This window comes from Chengkuizengella marina (assembly GCF_009910845.1).
GTDB classification, from domain to species: Bacteria; Bacillota; Bacilli; order Paenibacillales; family KCTC-33759; genus Chengkuizengella; species Chengkuizengella marina.
The window spans coordinates 1-20,268 of the sequence record NZ_SIJB01000030.1; the positions used below are offsets into that span (position 1 = coordinate 1).

Genomic DNA, 20,268 nt, shown 5'->3' on the forward strand with positions numbered 1-20,268 from the left:
TAGTTCCATATGATTTTAGAAGACAACAATCAAATGTACTTACTGGGAATCCTAACATTTATGGGCTTTGAACAGTGTCGACAGTGATTAACATATTTTTAAAACCAAGGCACTGGACTGTTTTATTGAGCAAGTTAAAAAGCCTTGGTTTTTTATATTTGAAAGGTGGATATATTAAAATGAATGAATTAAAATATCAAGATTTCTATGACATAGTTGGAAAGGAAAATGGTTGGGATTTTAGTAAATTGAAGTGCACCTCAGAAGGAGTCAAATGGAATTTTTATGATGAAGTAATGAAAAAGTGCAAAAGTTCAGAAATATTACTTGATATTGGTACAGGTGGAGGAGAAAGTGTATTGAAAATTTCCTCTTCAGTATATTTCGTAGTTGGAATAGATATATCTAGTGGAATGATGGAAACTGCTCAATCAAATCTAAGGAAATCAAATGTATCAAATGTACGGTTTTGCCAATTAGATTCAGATGATTTGCAATTCCCTGTCGGTTTTTTTGATATAGTTTCATGTCGTCATGCTCCATTTAATTCAATAGAAATTTCAAAAGTATTAAAGAAGGACGGAATTTTTTTAACTCAACAAGTCAGTGAAGGTGATAAACTAAATCTTAAAACAGCATTTGGTCGAGGCCAATCATTTGGGGAAGAGGACGGAACATTAAAAGAGCGATATGTACAAGAACTAAAAGAAGCAGGTTTTTCTAATGTTCAAACATTCGATGAAAATGCTTTTGTATATTACGAAAGACCAGAAGACCTTATTTTTCTATTAAAACATACACCTATTATTCCTAGATTTGGAGAGGAAAAACAAGACTTAGATATATTGAGGAGCTTTATAGAAAAGAATAGTAATAGTAAAGGCATTTATTCAAATTCCAAGCGTTTTCTCATAATAGCTACTAAATAAAATATAATATCACATAGGATATTCTAAAGTTTATCTTCAACAAAGTGGCGCTTTTCTCTAAGAGAAGCGCCTATCTTTATGATTCGTGCCATATTTTGAGATTAGTGAATACCTCGTAACATTATATTTAATATTTCATTCTTCCCTATGTATCCCAAGCAACCAGTCTACACTTACATCAAATATATAAGCTATCTTAATCAACATATCAATATCAGGCAATTTATCTCCATTTTCATATGCTGTTAGTGTCGAAAAATCAATATCTAAATGATTAGCTAACTCCTCACATGTTTTATCGTTTCTTTTAATCAACCATTTTATATTGTTTAATAAAATGGTTTGTATCTCCTCTGAATTTCTTTTATACAACCTTTTACCCCTTTTCTTTTTCATTATGCGTATTATTATAACTTTCATAATTACAATCGAGGAATAATCTATACATACCATTCTTCTAGTCCATGAAACCCACTTTTGGAAAACATAGCCAACAAATTATTATAAATACCAAAAAAATTATTTTTATAAACTTTAGGAGTATCTGTAAATGTTGTAAGACTGACATGAAATAAGTACTAAGAGGAGTGGCTATCTTATATAAGTCCATGTCACTTCTCATTTCAATCGATTTGGGATGTATAACATTGATTTAGATCGAAAACCATCTGAACTTCCATTTGCGTTTCCAGCTAAATAGTAGGATTTATTAGTGGGGTAGTACTAAAATACAGCGAACGTGATTTCAAAAAGAATGATCAAAACTTCATGAATTAGTCATGGAGCAAAATTAGTAGTGAACAAGTAGAGTTTATGGAAGTTTATTCTTAGATACATATATAGAAGCATTGCAATGGTTTAAAGAAGTAGTAAAGAATCATATGGAATGTTATACCCTTTTGAAGAAGATACAACGTTGTTTTAAATTTGATTCAATAAATTACCACATCAAATTACATATTACCACTACCATATAGGAGTCAATCCATTATATAATACTTATGTTAGTTTTTGTAAACTAACAATTTATTGAAATACATTTGCACATGAATATGATATGTCCGTTAAACCATTATCAATTTAATAATATAATTGGTTATTTTTACATGGAACCTTGCTATTGACAATATAATATTACGATTGTAATATGAATATATATTACGCGCGTAATATTATAGTTAAGGAGGTGTTTCATATGGATACGAATCAATCAAAAATATCGGATGCTGAATGGAGAATCATGGAGGAGGTATGGCAAGATGCTCCCCTAACTTCAGCTGAAATTATTGATCAACTAAAAGATACAACAGAGTGGAACCCTAAAACTATTCACACTTTAATTAACCGTTTAGTATCAAAAGAAGTGTTGGGTGTGAAAAGGGAAGGTCGTTTTAAACAATTTTACCCTTTAGTCTCTGCTGAGGAATGCCGTAAAAGTGAAACGACATCATTTTTAAAGAAGATCTTTGCGGGTTCACGTCAAATGTTTATTTTAAATTTTATTAAAAATGAAAATTTATCGAAAAAAGAAATAGAAGAACTAAGAGAGGTTCTGAATCAAAAACAGGAAGAAGATAATTCTTAAAAAATTTAATGATCGATTTCCGTACCTATATAAAAAAGTGTGGTGAAGACATGGATGTTCAAGACATCTTTTCATTTATTTTAAAATTTTCTCTGATAGGGAGTATAATAGCCATTATCATTCTCTTTATAAAAAAAGTACTCAATAATAAACTTGCTGCTCATTGGCACTATTATATTTGGCTTTTATTAATCATCAGGCTTATGATTCCTTATAGTTTTGAAAGTTCATTGAGTATACCTAACTTGATTCCTTCAATGACGGAATATACTCTAAACAAATCTGTTCAAAATCCGGTAAAAGTAAGCGAACCTGTAACATTGACGTCTAATTTAAATAAAGAAAACATCGTTGTAGGAGATGAGCATTCAACCTTTACAAGTCACACTGGAAACCAGTCAGAAGTTAGTTCTTCCATTTTTAACATATTAGGTATGGTGTGGATCATGGGTGCTGTGGTTATGTTTTTATTCATTTTGATGGTAAATATACAATATAACTGGAGATTATCCAAAAAAGAAAGATGTAAAGACGAGGAGATATTAACACTTATAGATAAATGTAAAGAAGAATTAAATGTACGTACCAATGTACAGATCATCTATGATGACAAGATAGAATCACCTTCAATAACAGGTTTTTTTGTACCTAAAATTAGTATTTCAAAAAAGTTATTTGAAAGCTTATCAAGAAATGAAAAGAAGTATGTATTATTGCATGAATTAACTCATATTAAAAAAAAGGATATCCTGATTCATTGGATGAGTATGGTCGTACAAACCATTCATTGGTTTAATCCCATCATTTGGTATAGCTTTTATAAGATGAGAAAAGATTGTGAATTATCCTGTGATGCTTCTATCTTATCACGTCTAAAAAAAGACGAACAAATTGTGTACGGAAATACGTTATTAAATGTTTTAGAAAGAGTATCAAAACCAACCGTCATTCCCTGTTCTATAGGAATGTCCGCTAGTAAGTCAGATATGAGATCAAGGATGGAGAGAATTAATATGTTTAAAAAACAATCAAGGAAATGGATTATTTTCTCAAGTCTGTTAGCCCTAGGAATCATCATTTGGGGATTCACAGCATTTGGAACGTTTAATTCAGCAAATACACCAGAGTTTGTTGATTTACAAGGAAACAGTTACGTTGAGGAGAAACAATTAGAGTTAATTATAGAAAAGATCAAAAGACTTCAGCTTCAAAATGGAGAATACGTCTATGATATCTTCAATGATAATTTCATTAATCCAGAATGGATTATTGCCAGTCTAGATAGTTCTGTATTTCATTTTAAAGGCACTTATCAAAACAAAGAGTATTATATTGATTTCTATGATTGGGATCGTAGGTGGATGGAAATTAAAGTAAATAATAAGGAAGTAAGTAAAAGTGAGTTAGGTGATTACTTTGATAATCTAATCAACGAATTAACTAAAAACTAATCTGATTTAAATTTAATTTATTAAGGTGAATCTGGACTAAATAAGCAGAAGATGAAATATTTATGGTTTTAAAATAAAGTTGCACCGTTTATAAAAAAGACGAACTGTTTAAAATAAAGTTAAACCGTTTAAAAAAAAGATTCACCGAAATATTTTATTAGTAAAGCAGTTTTGTTAAAATGAATAAGTTTTTATAAAAACGAATATTGTTTTTCTATAATAGTGGAGAAGTGATGAAAGATCTTGTATTTTATTCAATGGCATTTATAGGAGTTTTAATCATCTTTATTAGCGTTATTAATATGTTCATTATAGACATGAAAAATAAGCAGAATAATCAAAAGAAAAGTAAATCAAGACATATAAAATTAGCTGTTTTTGGATTTATTGTTTTTGTATTATCCCGTATATTACATGGACAAATTCTTTAAAGTGTAGGTTTGAAATAAAGCTTGACTAAATGTATAAAAGATTGAATAACACTCATGAATTAGAATGTGATTCATGAGTTTTTTTAACTCTTATATTCAACAATTGGGCCATATTATGGATGTAGGGAAGTCAAATAAAAAAATGGATTAAAAAGGAAAAATAATTATCTAGTTTTATGTTGACAATCCAATTAAGTTAATGCAATACTAATGATTTAAAAAGTATAAAGTGTAACGTTTGGGAGGGAAATATGAATTTCTTTGAATTATTGTGGGCATATCTACTTGTGTTTATATTCTCTGCGATCCCTTTGTTTGAAGCATATGCAGTGATTCCCATTGCCATTGTTGCTGGTTTATCGCCTATACCTGTTGTGATCATAGGGTTATCAGGGAATATTTTAACCGTATTTTTGTTGATTTTATTTATTGAGAAGATTAAAGAGTGGAGAAATAAGAAAAATAAAAAACAAAAGGTTACTAATAAGCGTTCCTTAAGAGCAGAAAAACTATGGAAGAGATATGGTTTGATCGGGCTTACCCTCATCGGACCTCTATTAGTAGGTAGTCATCTTACGTCTTTCATGAGCCTTGTATTCGGGGGAACTAAAACAAAAACATTATATTGGATGATTATTAGTATCACGATGTGGAGTCTTCTTTTTTCAATTTTAACCTATTTTGGTGTCAATATGTTTTTACCAGAGAGTGATGGGTTTCTAATTAAATATTTCAATAACTAAACGTGTTATTTTTTGGGGAGTTAAATCAAATTTTTTGACCGTGGCTTATTATTTTCAACACTCTGGCGCTTTTCTCTAAGAGAAGCGTCTTTCTTTATGGTAAGGGCTATATTGTGGAAGAAGAGATTTATACCTCATTAGAAGTGAAAATTGAATAGACACTAAGATATAAAGAAAAGAGTTCGCATAGTTGCATTCATAGGATTAATGCAAGATAACAAACAAAATGTATAGGCACTTAATCAAAAAGTGAAAGAGTAGGAATAAATATAATGTGACATAGTTATTTTGCTATTATATGATTACATTGGTCAAATATAGTTAAACAAATATACAGGAGTGATAAAGCATGTAAATAGTAGGTGTTTTTTATGTTTAATTATATTAATATTAAAGTGGAAAAATTGTTTATGATGATTTTCAAATTGATACGAAATTACCATTGGAAAAACAGATAGATAATTTTTGAAAGAAGACATGTTTCAAGTTGAATTTTTGAATAAGTATTTAATAGATATCGGCTGGTACTATTAATGGTATGTTTATCATTTATATCATTAAAGAATATAAATGAGAAGAACCATTGTATAAAGAAAGTTGTAGAAGTATTGAGGAATTAAAGCAATATGCAATATTTAGTTACTGTATAGATATTATAGAAAATCAACTAAATACTTAAGAATTATGAACAAATCATATGCAATACGGTGCTTTTCTCTAAGAGAAATGCCTTTCTTTATGATTTAAGCCAGATTGTGAAAGACCAAACTATTTTTATTTTTAAAGGATAAAAAAGAAGATGTGAAAATTTAACCTGATACAGTAATATAAACATATGTGCAAGGAGAAGGGAGAGTTTTTAAGATGTTCAAGATTTTCCGTTCATTATATCAGAGTTGTGCAAAATAAAACAAGAGAAAGTCCATAGAGTCCGAATGATTAGATTCCATGGATTTCTCTTTTTAACATGTTTTTACACATTAGCTTGGATGAGCTGTTTCATCCCTTCTTCATTTAGCGATTTGATCTATGCTTCGCATTTAAAACGTTCTGACTTTTGATGAGAATTAAACCCTAAATGTTTGAGAAATACAGTAGCTTCTCTCTCCTAAAGATCAGGGAAACAATACACCCAGATTTATGCAGTACCCAAAACCCTTTTAACGATTCCTTTGTTATTTTTCTTTCCTTATTCTGTAATATTTTTATTATTTCTTTTGCAATGTTGGAATTTTTAGCCCTTCTTCAGATGAAGCGATCAATATTCCAAGCCTTCTTAATCGTGTTTCTTCTTTCTTGGCGCTCATTACCCACCAGATAGAATCTCTTTTATAGGATGGTGCTAAATTAGTGAAGAATAACCAGGCTGTTTGATTTGCCTTGATTTGTTCTTCATATTCTCTGGCAAGTTCCACGTTTCTTTGTTCAGAGGAATAGCCTTGTGCATCGGTTCTGTTGTTAAAGACGTGCATTCCTTCTGATCTCATCTTTCCAAGTTGTATTAGTGCTTTTACCTTCTTTACGTTCACAGAACTCCATACACTATTTACTTTGCGTGGAGTAAAGCGAATCTTATAGCTTTGTTTATCAATGGTTTTTCGTATACCGTCAATCCACCCAAAACAAAGAGCGGCATCTACTGATGCAGACCAAGTAAGGTTTGCAGGCCCTGTACTTATCCTGAAATAGCCTACCCAAATTTCACTAGCTTCAGCATGATGTTCTTCTAACCAATCGTTAAACTCTTCTTGGTTGTTGAAAAAAATTACATCTCCCATTGTTCCAACCATTTTAAAATCGCTTGGTTTGTTTCTACTGGCTTTTCTTGCTGGATCCAATGACCGCAATCTAGATTTACCACTTCAACATTGGGTACGAACTCTGTTAGTTTTTCAGACTTCGCGACCCCATCCCGGTCGCCATAGATCATAAGTGTAGGCTGTTGGATGATAGGGTTCACGTCCGCCAATAAGTGCCAGTTGCGATCAATGTTTCTGTACCAATTTATACTCCCCGTGAACCCTGCTGATTCGAAGGCAGAGACAAAAACAGACAGTTCACTGTCACTCATTATGGGTTCACCGAATGGTGTTTCTTCTTTGGCGAGATTGATCAACGCCATACCAGGCTGAGGCTCTCTGAATGGCTCATTCTTTCGGTACATGTTGCGAAGAAACTGGGATGTATCTTCTTCGAATACAGCGTCTGCGACACCTGGCTTTTGATTGAAGTGGACAAAATAGTGGTCAGCCCCAAACATATCTTCTATGAACTCGACCCAGGGTTTTTCTCCTCGATCGAGGTAAGGCACGCTCAGGTTTATCACTTTATTTACACGGTTTGGGTGCAATAAAGTCAGTCCCCAAACGACAGTTGCACCCCAATCATGACCGACAAAGATAGCATCTTCGTATCCGTAGTGATCGAGAAGTGCGATGAGATCACCCGACAAGTGTTCAATGTCATAATCGGTTACTTCAGTCGGACTGGATGAGTTGCCATAACCCCGTTGGTTTGGGACGATGACATGGTAGCCTGCGTCGACAAGGACGGGCACCTGATGGCGCCAAGAAAAGGCATGTTCTGGCCAACCGTGACAAAGTACAATAGGTTTTCCTACATTTTGTTGGCCTGCTTCAAAGACTTCGAGTTCCACACCGTTGACTGAAATAAGGGTAGGGTTGGGAAAATCAGTTTTATTAATCATCATATTACCTCCTATACTAACTGTACTAAAAGACTGTTACAGTTAGCATAGTAGCATAGTGGTGTGACACTAGTATGTCAGGTTTGGAAAAATAATTTTATTGATATTTTCCATGCATCGATTTTATTCTAGATGCAACAGCTTGGCGTACCCTTTCAGGACCTAACACTTCGACGTGTTCGCCAAAACTGAATATCAATGCGAAATACCATTCCTTCTCTGGAAATTGTGCAGTCACAATCAGTTCACCTGTGTCTAGAATTTCAATATTTTCTTTGTCAAAAATATCTTCAACTCGGGACCTCACCTGGGGTACGAATTTTAATGTAATGCTGGTTAAAGAGACCTGCTTCTTTGATGCCTCTTCAATTTCTTGATATGACTTTTCTCTACGCTTGAATAGTACATCTTCAACCTGCAAGTCAATAATGCGTGAAATCCTGAATACCCTGAAATTTGTTTTTAAGTGACAATAGCCAAACAGGTACCATGTATAACCTTTAAAGATTAATGACATCGGTTCTATCTGCCTTGTACTTGTTTCGTTTGCATAGTTTCTATATATAATTGTAATCAATTGTGATTGAGTGATAGCATTCCGGATGTTTTTGACCAGCTCTTTTTGGTTTGAGGTGTATGCCCAGGGCTGCATACCAATTATGATTTGCTCCATATGCAGGTCAAGATGATGAGTTTTATCCTGTGGAATAATATTTCGCAGTTTTTCTATGGATGACTCAAGCTCAACATCCTCAAATGTTGAGTTAACACCTTTAAGTGCTGAAAGTATGGAACACAAATTGTTTAGTGTCAGTAACTGATGGTTTAATTTATAATTCTCCCTAATACCAAAACCGCCATTATTCCCAGGGTATGAAATAATTGGAATACCAGCCATATTAATAGCTTCAATGTCTCTGTAAATCGTTCGAACTGAAACTTCAAACTTTTCCGCAAGTTCTTTTGCCGATATTCGACTTCTATTAAGTAAAATAACAATGATTGTCAGCATACGGTCTATTTTCATATTCTTCTCCTTAATATATGTTTGGCATATTCTAGAGTATAAGGTATTTTTGTCAAAGATTTTTTAACATATCAGGCCTTAATAGATTCATCTAGAATTTCTTTTAGTGGATCTATTGAATTACCATGAATAATAGTATTATATTCTAGTTCTTTTGTAAGCAACTTTTTGAGGGGAGATAACAGTATCCTGGATCACTTTTAAGTATTGGCTGAATTCAGGAATGTTTTTAAGTACAGATATCGCTTTTTCTGTGTTTCCTAGGTTTTTTATTATTTTCTGTTTTACTTTTCCATCTTCACGATATGACTCAGCGATACTCCAATATAAAGTTTCGTTTACTTTCTTTTTTTCAAAAACATTTTTGACACTACACCCCCAATATTTTGACACTACATAATAAAAAAATTCAAAACATAAAGTTCCTATTATTAATTTGTAATAAGAACTTTATCTATATTTTACCTTTTTTTTGCCTATTGTCAGTTAGAAGACTGAAATAGTATTAGTTTTAATTAAGTAAAAGTGAGAGGAAAGAAGAAATAATGGGAATTGAAATTATTGCTGGCTTAGAGATATGAGTTTGGTACTTAAACAAAAAGATCCACATGCAACTTTTATGGATAAATCAATTCATTACATTTTCCCATTTCAAGATGACATATTAGAAATTGCAGCATGGGGGGATTTTAAAGTAGAAAGTATAAGTTTAAGGAATATTATTTTATTTTGATCTACAACAATATGACGCATTTTTCTAACAGAGAAGTGTCTTTATTTATGAATGGGGCTAGATTGTGGAGTAACAAATTAATATACTAGAATTAGGGAAGAGTTTGATGGAATGTACTTTAAAGTAAGGTGCAGGTTTGTTGAACAAATGAACAGAGAAAAATACCTTACCCAATAAACTACTGATTCTATCCATTTTTCTATTTCTTACTTTTTATTAAAATTAAAAATATGTTAGTATATTCCTAATCATAGAGAAAAGGAGTTTTGAATATTGTTAACTGTTACAGTAGCAGCAAAGACAGGTTTTATTTCATTTTTGCCTTTATTATTTTATTTACTAATCATCCTATTTATAGTTTCTTTTGTTCTTTTTATTCGTAGACTACTTATTAATTCATCTGCTAAAGTAGTACACAACGCTGAAATTAATAAGAAACTTGACAGAGTAATTGAATTACTTGAAAAACAAGATTAGAACTAACTGGCTTATAAAGATTTTTTTATAAGCTTTTCATTAATATTCATAAAATTATCTGAACTATTTATTTACAAAAGAGGTGTTTTTCGCAATTATGGAAATAATAAAATTAGGATTGGCATTTTTAATTTTTGTACTAGTTTTCTCATTATTTTTTAGTGTATTGCGAGATATAGTCGACAGATATATGAGTGATTTCTATCGAGAACTTTTTAAAAAAATCGGGAAACTTTTTAATTTATTGAAAAAGTTTTTTCGAGTTAAAGAATAATGTAATAAAATTCTAGTTTTAGTGTTTAAATTACTTCAACCATTTACTCTACAAACTTGTTTATCTCACTTTTTCATAGATATAGTCCTGTAAATATAAGAACAATGATATAATATACTTTGCTTTTAAACTTACATAAAGGATTGATTTTATCTTGAACAACGAACATAATACTAAAACAGAAAAATTAAATCCTTGGACAACAATTATGTTTAAACCACGTGCTACAATCAGATAAATAATTATTTATTTCTCTATAATCCCCAATCTCTTCAGTTGAAATTTTAGTTTTATCGAATAGCTTAACATTGGTAATTAATCTTTAGATATTTGTTACCAGCTTTAAGACATAATAATCATCGCACAAATATCCATTCCATTGTCTGATAAATTCATCACCTTGTTCGTCATAAGTTTTTCCATCTTTAACTGTCTCTTTTACTACTTAGAACAAAATTTATATTATTAATAAATAAATACAAAAGCTTGATGAAAATATTAGAACTTTTTTTAAAGAAAGTGGTTAATTTCAGTAGTTTATATTTAACAAAATGGCGCTTTTCTCTAATAAGGGATGCGTCTTTATTTATGATTCAGGACATAAGTGTTCAACATAAAGAAAAGATGTTATAATATTCAAAATTATTTGGGATGGTTGATATAATGGGATGTAGTATCCGAAAAATGAAAAAGGAAGATATTCATCAAGTCCAGCAGGTAGCAAAAATAAGTTGGAATTATACGTATGAAGGTGTTATTCCCCTAGAGATTCAAGAAAGCTTCTTAAAGTCTGCTTATAATGATGAGATGATGCAAAGACGATTAGAGCGTTCATTTTTTTTCGTTTCAGAAGATGATGGTAAAATTATTGGTTTTGCTAGTTTTTCTCCTTTAAAAGAAGGAGGAGAGGTAGAACTTGGGGCAATATATTTATATCCTGAGTATCAGAAGATGGGAATAGGAACTTCTTTATTACAAGAAGGAATTAAAAGCATAGATGGTGTAATGAAAATTTTTGTTAATGTTGAAAAAGATAATAAAATTGGTAAAAATTTTTATACAACAAAAGGTTTTGAAGTTATATCTGAATTTGATGATGACTTTGATGGTCATATTTTAAAGACAGTAAGAATGGTATTAAAAGTGTAAAGCTCGTCTTAATTACTTATTATTTAAGCTTTGAGCTGTAACCATTCTAATGGGAAGATTTAGTGGAGGTGAAAGTTTTTATCTATGATAATATTTGTGTTCGATTTTAGCAATTATATTTTGTCTAAATCTTGTAGAAATAATAAAAAAAGTAAAGGTAGACCAACCAACTACCGCTAACACATTCTGGTTAACAACATCTTTTGTATTAATAGTATGGAGCAAAGCTATTATGTCCTTCTAGTAATCTTATGTTTTAAGTGAAATAGAATTAAATTAAATTACAGATTATAGTAAAGATGATAAAGAGGGAGATAAATTTGAGGAAAATTACCTTATCAAATGGAAAAACAGTAGAGGTTGAGTGTCTCAGTTGTGTTTTAACAAGTGGGTTAGTTGAACCAGATGGAGGTGTTATATTTGAAACAGAGTACTTTCATGCACACCAGGATGTCGCATATCCAATTAGAGGGTTAGTAATACTAGCTTCAAAACGACATATCAAATGCTTTGATGAATTAACTGAAGCTGAAAGTTTAGACTACATAAATATTTTAACAAAGATACGAAAAGCACAAAGAGAAGCTTTAGGAATAGAATATGTCTATTATTTTTACAATGAAGACACCACTCACCATTTTCATACTTGGATGGTTCCAAGATATGAATGGATGTATGAATTCGGACGTTCCGTTGAGTCTGTTCGACCAGTATTGCTTCACGCTAGAAATAAAATGAATGATAAGAAGAATGTTCAAGAAGTAATAGAAGCCATTAACATCCTTACTGAAGTGCTAAATAAATAAATTTAATAATCTTAATTCGTAATTCTTTATTAAGCATAGAGCATTTCTTAAAAGTATCCAATTACGAAAATGATATTATTAAACAATTTGGTGCCAATCTTTAAGAAGGGTGCTTCTTTTAGATTCGAAGGCCATATTGTTAAGTAAAGAGAGAGAAATTAAAGTTTAATTAAAGAGGAGTGGTGAAATAATGATTATTTTAATTTCTGGTAACAGCAGTACTGGAAAAACATTAATGTCTCAAAATTTACTTGAAAAATATAAGATTCCTTATTTTTCTATCGATCACCTTAAAATGGGTTTGTTTCGAGGAGGAAAAAATTGTGGTTTTACACCGTTAGATAGTACCGTGGACATTGGTGAAAAATTATGGCCAATAGTCAAAGGGATTATTATGACAAATATTGAGAATAATCAAAATCTAATTATTGAAGGTTGTTATATATTGCCTCATCATATTAAGGACTTTGATCAAACCTATTCTAATAAAATAATTTCAGTTTTTCTAGGTTTTTCAAACAATTATATTAAGGAGAAGTTTACTTCCAATATAGTTGAGTATAGGAATGCTGCAGAAAATCGTAATTATCCAGAAGAAAGAACTATTGCTGATCTGATCAATGAACATAGTGATTTTAGAAAAAAATGTTTAGACAACGGTATTAATTACTTTGAAACTGATAAAGATTACCAACAAGAAATTATGAAAGTCTACAACTTTATAGAGAACCAAATGAGTGTAATTGAAGCAAATTTATAGTAGGCCTGAGAAAGAATAAATAATTTACTTTAAATATGCTACAAAATAGTAAAAAACAATAGTTAATTGTTCAAGGTTGTGATTCTATGGGATTTGATGTTATGTTATATGATAAAAAAGGTCGCGAGATCGAATTATTTGAATTAACAGAAAGTCTGCATAATGAGATATTTAATTCCAATAAGATATGGCAGACTTATAAAGAACTTAGAAGGCTCAGTGATTATTATGTGACTGATGAAACATTATCAGGCAAAAGACTTACAAACCTTATTGCTGATCTTAATAATTATCAAAGAAATATTTCACAAGATAAACTAAAGGAATATCAATAATTTATCTATAAAATATCAAAACCTGTTATTGATAAGGTTCATATTGCAGGAGATTATGGAAATCCCTTATTAAAGCTATTCAACAAAATGGCGCATTTCTCTAATAGAGAAGCGTCTTTATTTATGAATGGGGTTAGATTGTGGAGTAACAAATAAATAGGAAGAGTTTGATGAAATATACTTTAAAGTAAGGTGCAGGTTTGTTGAACATAGGAATGGTATAATTAAGCAAAAAGTGGAGGGCACATTAATAACTATCTTCAGCAAAATAGCGCTTAAAATATCCGATTATTCTATGCTTGGAATCTATCGACTTTAATAGTATAAATTTATATATTTGACTAAAGGGGTGTTTAAGTGTGGATTAATAACTATATTCGAATTTAATGAAATTTATAATCATATTATCTCTAAGTATTTTATTAAGTTCATGTAGTAATATTGAAAGGGTTGAACATATTGAGGTATTTATAATAGAAGTGTCAGAAATGAAAGAAGAATCCCTTCAAAAGGCTGAATACAAAAAAATCAATGCAATCACGACACTTCAAGAAAGTGAATTTGAAATCACTACAGATTTGAAAACTATTGAGGATTATTATGATTATGAAAACAATTATTACTCATAGTAAGGCTCAATTCTCAAAACTAAATCGAATATCAAAAGAAACTTATAATTTGAAAAAAGACATTCAAGAACCATCAACAATCCTAATACCTGAAGATTATACGTTTATGTTTTCACTTAAAAACATGACCGTTCAACAAAAAGAACAAGTTAAAAAACATGTATTATCTTATATGGATATCCTAAGTGAGAAATAGGTTTAACTAAGCTATTCAAGTTAACAAGACAAAGTATATTTTACTTTCATTTCTCTTCAGTAAGTAAGTTCTTTATTTTAGTTTCAGTTTGGTGAAAAATTTTAGCTAAAGAAAGAAGTTTTAGATTTAAATAACGAAAATCAGTAATATGCTAAAATTTAAGTAGAATTGTGAAAGAATGCATTTTAAGTAACGTGATTCTTTAGAAGAGGTTAGGGCATTGCTAAAAATATCTTTATCTTCAAATATGAGAATTGAATTACGGAATAAATATAAAATAGAAAATACTAAACAATTTAACGCAATTGTTTTAAAAAGATAAAAGGAGTATACCTCTACTACCTTTTATTTGTTATGCACGCGCGCAGTATAAATTTACAGATTTGAGACCTATCAAATTCCCTGGTATACCCCTACATGGAGTGTCCCACTTTTTACAAATCATTAAGAATAGATTGAAGCACAAGCAAATATAGTAAATCTAGCATATTCTAATAGAAAAGGGGGTGAATTTTATGTTTTTTTCTGGCATTATAAGTGGATTTAGAAGCATAATTAGTAGAGAACCATTACCTTATAGAACAACGGTAGGCGTAATAATAGTTACGCTATTCCTTCTGTTGGTTATGGGACTGACTGTAGTTTAAACTCTATTAGTAGAGTAGTATGTTTATCTTCCACAAAATGGCGCATTTTTTAATAAGAGATGCGCTTTATTTTTGGGCCATATTGTTGAGTAACGAAGACCTGGAATCCACTAATTTTAGGTTGAGGTTGGCAAATAAAACAATCGTTTTTTCTACATACAGAGTAGTAATTTGAAACATTATCCAACATATTCGTATAGGTATAGATTTATAATAAACGAAAGAACTAAAATAGACAATTATATTAACTACTTGAGGTGATGTTATGTGGAATTTATCAAAAAAGGATAAAGATAGATTTTTAAAATCTAATCTACTACCAATTCAAGAATGTGACCAGGATTGGGAAATTGCACTTAAAGAAGCAAAAAAAGAAGGTGAGAATCTCACTGAGCGTTTAAAAGCAGAACTTGAAGAAGTAAAAGACGAATTGCTACACGTCTTGCCTAACCGTTTCATTCCATATATAGAAAATAGTACATTAAATCAACCGACATTACCTAAACAAGTACGTGAAGATTATTTACAATGGATTCGAGAAAGGCACAAGGAATTTGAACAAATTTTAGATGCTGCATATGAACAGACAAAGTGGGGGGTTACATATTTACCAACTACAGTTCAAGAGGTCTTTGCAGAAAGTTTGCATGATTCAACTATACAAAGAATCGAACGACAGAATAATACACTTCATCTATACATTAATACAGAAGGTGGATTTTCATCCAAATCATTTGTGCATTTCATTTTTAGAAATATCATTTCTGAAGAAACAGATGAACCAATTCAAGTTGGACAATGGTTAGTTTACAAAGAGCTAAAGAAAATAGATGATGGATTTGCTTTCCGCGTGTTGTTTGAATGTCCTGATGCTGAGTGGACAATTACAATGAAGGAAATGGATGCTCAGTATTTTTATCGCCCTATTGTATATACAAACTTGAAAGATGAGAATAAAATTGAAGAGACATCATTTGCAGATTACGTTGCACAGTTAAATCCAGAATATCAATATTGGTTAATTACACCAGATGTGAAGTGTTCTATTAAATCCTTTTCGGGAGATTTAGTATTAGAAAACGGAAAGATTGAATTTAAACAGAATAGAATGGTTGTTACAGTTGGGAATGAAAACTTTATGTATGAGTTAGAAGAGTACAATCCAATAAAGTTCATTTACACAAACGTATATGAAGATCCGTATGCATATTTTAGTAAACCTGTGCCATCAGAGCAACTCGAAGAAGCAGCGTTAAGTAATGATATAAAATTGAAAGTTCGTGCATGGAATACTATGCACGCAAATCCTGTAGAACTTGCAAATATTATCAATCATATACTAGGGAAAATGAAGATTACGGAAGAAAATGAAATGATGGTAAGTGTTTTTGTGAATCATTGTTATAAAGCAGGGATTTTGTCAAAAGCGGTCATTGAAAAGTATCGTACAGTAATTGATTAACACTTTATTTAGTAGCATAATTATTGGGAAGAAATGTATTTAAAGAAGATTATTTCTAACCTCCTTGAATAAAGAAAGCCTAATTTCTCGTTTGAAATTTAGAGAAACTAGGCTTTTTTTCTTTTCCTTAACGTTGTAAATCTGGGTTATCTGAACTTCGATGAAAGAAACATTGGAATATCAATGGCAATGGTTCTTTCATTGATTGAAAAAGATCACCTTAATCTTTCTTGCTATATTCAAAGCTTAGTTTACAAAAAAGATTAAAACTGTACAACTAAACCATTAAATTTTTGAATTCCTGTACCCCTTCATCTATTTTATTTAGTAACTCTCCACTAACTACTTTTGTTCTATAATTAAAAATAAAAAAATTTTCACCAGTTTTATTATGAAACTAATAATTAACTTCACATGGTTCTAAATTTGAAATTGTTAATCATGTTTCCTCAAAAAGATGACTCCTAAGGCTAATGTCGAATTACTAAGTGGACACTCAGAAGAAGTGATCAAACACTTATTAGATATAAAGTGGATATGTCTATAGTAGTCAAAGAAAAATGGGAGGAAACCAAAATTATTTTTCATCATTTATTAGATGCAGGCTATTGTTTATTGTTCCTGCCTTACACCGATTAATAGGAATTAATAAAAATGTATTAAATAAAATGAACCTTTTTCACGGAATAAACGACTAAGTTTATGAGTCATGAGATTGAAAGTAGGTGGTTGCATGGATTTTTACCAACCGGCGTTATAAATGAGGAAAAGCGCCGGAAACAGTTGGTGGCAAAAGTTTCTGAAGGAGATATGGATTCGTTTCAAACCCTTTACAAAGAATTTGTGCAGAAAGTAACAGGATATCTCAAGTTAAGACTGAATGATCCACATATAATTGAAGATATTTTACAGGAGGTTTTTCTAGCGGTTTGGAGAGGGGCTGACAAATATAATAAAAAATCAACGGTATCTACTTGGATTATTAGTATCGCAAAACATAAACTAATGGATCGCTACAGAAGTAAATACAACAACGAAAAAAATACACGGCTGGAAAACTTACAGAATTTTCCTAAATCTGAAGATTTTTCGAATCAAATATTAGATGAAATTTCCATTCAAAAAGCGCTGGAATCTTTAAAGTCTAATGAACAAGAATTAACTTATTTGGTGTTTTACATGAAGATGTCCTACAAAGAAATATCAGAGCTTTTAAAAATACCAGAGGGAACTGTGAAAAGCAGAGTATACCAACTAAAGAAGCAGTTACGAAAGAGCTTAGAGAAAGGGGTGTTGAAGCAATGAATGACGTATGTGTTCAAATGCAAGAACTCATCCCATGGTTAATAAATAGAACATTAAACAGCAGTGAAAGGGTGTCTGTTTATCAGCATGTTGCAACCTGCGGTCATTGTAGAAATGAACTTGTTTTTTTCATGGAATTGAATAAAAAAGTAGAGAAACTATCAGTTACAATGGAACTTAATAAGCAATTTACTGAAGATTTATTTACAAAAATAAAAACTCAAATCCATACAGACCAGTTTGAAGAATCAGAAGTTTCTAATTTAAAAGTCCAGTTGCAAAATAATAAAATATTGAATCCATTTGATGCAGTAAATCATATTTTTAAAACGTTAACAACAACTTACAAAGGTGAATTCTCCCAGTTAACTAAAAGTTTAGATCCAATTCTAAGAAATCATTAACATGTTTAGGGTCAGTTATAAAAAAATTAAAGGAGTGTTTTTCAATGACGAATCATAAATACAATGAGCATGAAAATTATGCCTCAGTAAAGGAAATAGCTGAATTATTGGAGATAACTTCCAAAAAAGTACCTGAATTAATCACAAATTTACTAAATACTCTTTATTCTCAAAAATCAGCAAGTGATATGGGAAAAGCAGTAGGGACATTATATAAGGAATTAGTGGATTCAGGTATTCCGCAAGAGGTAGCTGTACAGATGGCCAAGGACTACATGTTTTCTCTTAAAGATGTAATGAAAAGTTTTAATGATACTCATTCTGAACAACAAGGAGAGTAAATATCAATGAAATGGATAAGGAATACAGTTGGATATGTTCAAGTATTAATGAATTCTGTATTATTTTTAAATAAACTATCCTTTTTGTTTGTGAAGTTAAAAAGAAATAAAAGTAATGCTGTAAAGGTATTTGATGAACAGCTTAAACAAGATGAAGTCCCATTAGAAATAAGAGAAATACTTACAAAGTCATATGAACAAATGATACCTTTGGAGATTAAATTTTGGAAAAAATTTTTAAAAGGATAGATCGATCGAAGCTTCATTCTGTGGTAAGGAAATCTTAAAACATTTGGACATTCAAGTAAAGGAGGAATGAATTATGAATTCTAACAGAAAAGCAGCCATAGCATTTGGAATATTATTAATCATAGGAATAGTTTTTGGTATATTATCATCGGTTCCAGCTTTAGAGCAATCGGATTACCTTATTAAATTATCATCAATCAAAATGCAAGTATTGATGGCTGCATTTTTTCAATTTACTATGGCCACTGTATATGTGTGGATTGCGGTTTTATTATATCCAATAATTAAGAAATATAATGAAGGAATTGCCCTTGGGTATTTCGGATTTAGAATTATTGGAGCAGCATTTCTTTTTGTTGGAATAGTTTCACTTCTGCTACTATTATTCATAAGTGAACGTTTTGTAATAGAAGGTCAGCCAAATCCATCTTATTTCCAAACTATAGGAGAATTGCTTAGAGTAGGTAGGGATTGGATGAATCATATTGGAATGATACTACCTTGGAGTTTAGGTGGATTAATACTATATTTTAGCTCTTTTCGAATGAAACTTATTCCAAAATGGCTATCAGTCTGGGGTTTTATTGGCTCTATTTTTACTCTAATAGCAACATTTCTGTTGATGTTTAACTTAATTAAAATAGTAACACCAAGTTACTTTATAATGAATACACCATTAGCTATATTTGAGTTGGTTCTGGCTGTTTATCTGATAATTAAAGGCTTCAATCCAATAGTTAATGATTCAAATAATAAATGAGACAAAATATCTTAAACAACGAAAGCTTTATGGTACACTTCTAGGAGAAGTGTGCTTTTTACATTTTAGGGGCCATATTGTTGATTAACAACTGTTAGTTTTAAAAAAATGGAAAAGTAGTTTATGATGATTTTCAAATTGATCAAAAATTATTATTTGAAAGCCAGAGGTACAATTTTAAACAAGATATGTTTCAAGTAGATTTCTTAAATAAATATTTAATAGATATTGGATGGTATTCTGATTTCGATAAAAATGGCAAGTTTAAAATTGTGGTTATTAAAGAATATAACTGGGAAGATCCATTGTATAAAAAAAGTTGTAAAAGTATTGAGGAATTAAAGCATTAAAAATTATGAACAAAATCATATTATTCTAATTTTAAATTATGTAAGGGGCTTCTTATACATGACATTGTTTGAAGAATGTATTTTGGCTTTAGGAAATGAACAGAAGATAATGACAGGAGAAAAGTCCAAACAATGTTTTGAACAATTAGAAAATATAAAATTATAAAAATATAATACATCCATATTGTTATCAATTTAAATAAAAGAAGAAACATGATCATGGTAATATTAATGTCAGAAAATAAAAGAACATAACATGAGTCATTATACTAAAAATTCATAGTAAAACCATCTTTTTTTAGAAATAATCATAAGCCCCATAAACGACCGTTTAGGGGCCTAGGGGGAACCTTCAAATCATCTTGTAGCTTTTAACTTTTATCTCCAATCATTCAATAAACTCATTATCACCATTAATATCTTAGATTGTTTAAATTAGGTATATTATACTAAAATAGTGTTTAACATCAAGAAATTGAAAAGCTTTTCAAAAAAAGAACGCTGCTAAATTGATTCTT

Annotated in this window: 23 protein-coding genes; 19 read left to right on the plus strand and 4 right to left on the minus strand. The window is 30.6% G+C overall.

Features of this window, described 5'->3' with window-relative positions:
• The first annotated feature begins 179 nt into the window (after positions 1-179).
• On the plus strand, positions 180-929 hold the full coding sequence (locus tag ERL59_RS14640) for a class I SAM-dependent methyltransferase (protein WP_160646975.1): 750 nt from the start codon (positions 180-182) through the stop codon (positions 927-929).
• Positions 930-1,064: 135 nt separating this feature from the next.
• Here the strand turns inward: ERL59_RS14640 and ERL59_RS14645 are convergent, their stop codons facing one another.
• Positions 1,065-1,301: a helix-turn-helix domain-containing protein gene (locus ERL59_RS14645; protein WP_160646976.1), complete on the minus strand. Its 237-nt coding sequence runs from the start codon at positions 1,299-1,301 to the stop codon at positions 1,065-1,067.
• A gap of 823 nt (positions 1,302-2,124) precedes the next feature.
• Here ERL59_RS14645 and ERL59_RS14650 point away from each other — a divergent pair.
• The 4 genes from ERL59_RS14650 to ERL59_RS14665 all read left to right on the plus strand — a co-directional run bounded on the left by ERL59_RS14650 (position 2,125) and on the right by ERL59_RS14665 (position 5,139).
• Positions 2,125-2,514, plus strand: a complete 390-nt coding sequence (locus tag ERL59_RS14650; RefSeq protein ID WP_160646977.1) for a BlaI/MecI/CopY family transcriptional regulator — start codon at positions 2,125-2,127, stop codon at positions 2,512-2,514.
• A gap of 50 nt (positions 2,515-2,564) precedes the next feature.
• Positions 2,565-3,965, plus strand: a complete 1,401-nt coding sequence (locus ERL59_RS14655; RefSeq protein WP_160646978.1) for a M56 family metallopeptidase — start codon at positions 2,565-2,567, stop codon at positions 3,963-3,965.
• A 233-nt stretch (positions 3,966-4,198) separates the two neighbouring features.
• A complete protein-coding gene (locus tag ERL59_RS14660) occupies positions 4,199-4,396 on the plus strand; it encodes a hypothetical protein (RefSeq protein ID WP_160646979.1) in 198 nt (65 codons plus the stop codon).
• A 251-nt stretch (positions 4,397-4,647) separates the two neighbouring features.
• A complete protein-coding gene (locus ERL59_RS14665; RefSeq protein WP_160646980.1) occupies positions 4,648-5,139 on the plus strand; it encodes a small multi-drug export protein in 492 nt (163 codons plus the stop codon).
• A 1,208-nt stretch (positions 5,140-6,347) separates the two neighbouring features.
• Here the strand turns inward: ERL59_RS14665 and ERL59_RS14670 are convergent.
• The 3 genes from ERL59_RS14670 to ERL59_RS21445 all read right to left on the minus strand — a co-directional run bounded on the left by ERL59_RS14670 (position 6,348) and on the right by ERL59_RS21445 (position 8,933).
• A complete protein-coding gene (locus tag ERL59_RS14670) occupies positions 6,348-6,986 on the minus strand; it encodes a YdeI/OmpD-associated family protein (protein WP_235929910.1) in 639 nt (212 codons plus the stop codon).
• Positions 6,905-7,846, minus strand: coding sequence for an alpha/beta fold hydrolase (locus ERL59_RS14675; RefSeq protein WP_160646981.1), 942 nt, complete (start codon positions 7,844-7,846; stop codon positions 6,905-6,907). Before ERL59_RS14675 ends, ERL59_RS14670 begins: the two co-directional genes overlap by 82 nt.
• Positions 7,847-7,943: 97 nt before the next feature.
• A complete protein-coding gene (locus ERL59_RS21445) occupies positions 7,944-8,933 on the minus strand; it encodes a helix-turn-helix transcriptional regulator (protein ID WP_328699958.1) in 990 nt (329 codons plus the stop codon).
• Between the two features lie 523 nt (positions 8,934-9,456).
• Here ERL59_RS21445 and ERL59_RS14685 point away from each other — a divergent pair.
• From ERL59_RS14685 to ERL59_RS14750, 14 genes are all read left to right on the plus strand, one after another.
• Positions 9,457-9,606 (plus strand): hypothetical protein, encoded by a 150-nt coding sequence (locus ERL59_RS14685; RefSeq protein ID WP_160646983.1) that lies wholly within the window; start codon positions 9,457-9,459, stop codon positions 9,604-9,606.
• Between the two features lie 309 nt (positions 9,607-9,915).
• A complete protein-coding gene (locus tag ERL59_RS14690) occupies positions 9,916-10,083 on the plus strand; it encodes a DUF4083 family protein (RefSeq protein ID WP_160647120.1) in 168 nt (55 codons plus the stop codon).
• Between the two features lie 937 nt (positions 10,084-11,020).
• On the plus strand, positions 11,021-11,506 hold the full coding sequence (locus ERL59_RS14695) for a GNAT family N-acetyltransferase (RefSeq protein WP_160646984.1): 486 nt from the start codon (positions 11,021-11,023) through the stop codon (positions 11,504-11,506).
• 320 nt (positions 11,507-11,826) lie between these two features.
• Entirely contained in the window at positions 11,827-12,312 is a 486-nt protein-coding gene (locus tag ERL59_RS14700; protein WP_160646985.1) for an HIT family protein, read from the plus strand.
• Positions 12,313-12,502: 190 nt separating this feature from the next.
• Positions 12,503-13,072: an adenylate kinase family protein gene (locus ERL59_RS14705; RefSeq protein WP_160646986.1), complete on the plus strand. Its 570-nt coding sequence runs from the start codon at positions 12,503-12,505 to the stop codon at positions 13,070-13,072.
• Positions 13,073-13,158: 86 nt separating this feature from the next.
• Positions 13,159-13,407 carry a hypothetical protein gene (locus ERL59_RS14710; protein ID WP_160646987.1) on the plus strand — a complete coding sequence of 83 codons (249 nt, stop codon included), beginning with the start codon at positions 13,159-13,161 and terminating at the stop codon, positions 13,405-13,407.
• 488 nt (positions 13,408-13,895) lie between these two features.
• Positions 13,896-14,036: a hypothetical protein gene (locus ERL59_RS14715; RefSeq protein WP_160646988.1), complete on the plus strand. Its 141-nt coding sequence runs from the start codon at positions 13,896-13,898 to the stop codon at positions 14,034-14,036.
• Positions 14,014-14,232 (plus strand): hypothetical protein, encoded by a 219-nt coding sequence (locus ERL59_RS14720; RefSeq protein WP_160646989.1) that lies wholly within the window; start codon positions 14,014-14,016, stop codon positions 14,230-14,232. Before ERL59_RS14715 ends, ERL59_RS14720 begins: the two co-directional genes overlap by 23 nt.
• Positions 14,233-15,144: 912 nt before the next feature.
• Entirely contained in the window at positions 15,145-16,341 is a 1,197-nt protein-coding gene (locus tag ERL59_RS14725) for a DUF4085 family protein (RefSeq protein ID WP_160646990.1), read from the plus strand.
• A gap of 702 nt (positions 16,342-17,043) precedes the next feature.
• A complete protein-coding gene (locus tag ERL59_RS14730; protein ID WP_160646991.1) occupies positions 17,044-17,646 on the plus strand; it encodes an RNA polymerase sigma factor in 603 nt (200 codons plus the stop codon).
• On the plus strand, positions 17,643-18,050 hold the full coding sequence (locus ERL59_RS14735; RefSeq protein ID WP_160646992.1) for a zf-HC2 domain-containing protein: 408 nt from the start codon (positions 17,643-17,645) through the stop codon (positions 18,048-18,050). Before ERL59_RS14730 ends, ERL59_RS14735 begins: the two co-directional genes overlap by 4 nt.
• A gap of 44 nt (positions 18,051-18,094) precedes the next feature.
• Entirely contained in the window at positions 18,095-18,391 is a 297-nt protein-coding gene (locus tag ERL59_RS14740; RefSeq protein WP_160646993.1) for a hypothetical protein, read from the plus strand.
• Between the two features lie 6 nt (positions 18,392-18,397).
• Positions 18,398-18,640, plus strand: coding sequence for a hypothetical protein (locus ERL59_RS14745; protein ID WP_160646994.1), 243 nt, complete (start codon positions 18,398-18,400; stop codon positions 18,638-18,640).
• A 73-nt stretch (positions 18,641-18,713) separates the two neighbouring features.
• On the plus strand, positions 18,714-19,400 hold the full coding sequence (locus ERL59_RS14750) for a DUF4386 domain-containing protein (RefSeq protein WP_160646995.1): 687 nt from the start codon (positions 18,714-18,716) through the stop codon (positions 19,398-19,400).
• Positions 19,401-20,268 lie beyond the last annotated feature (868 nt).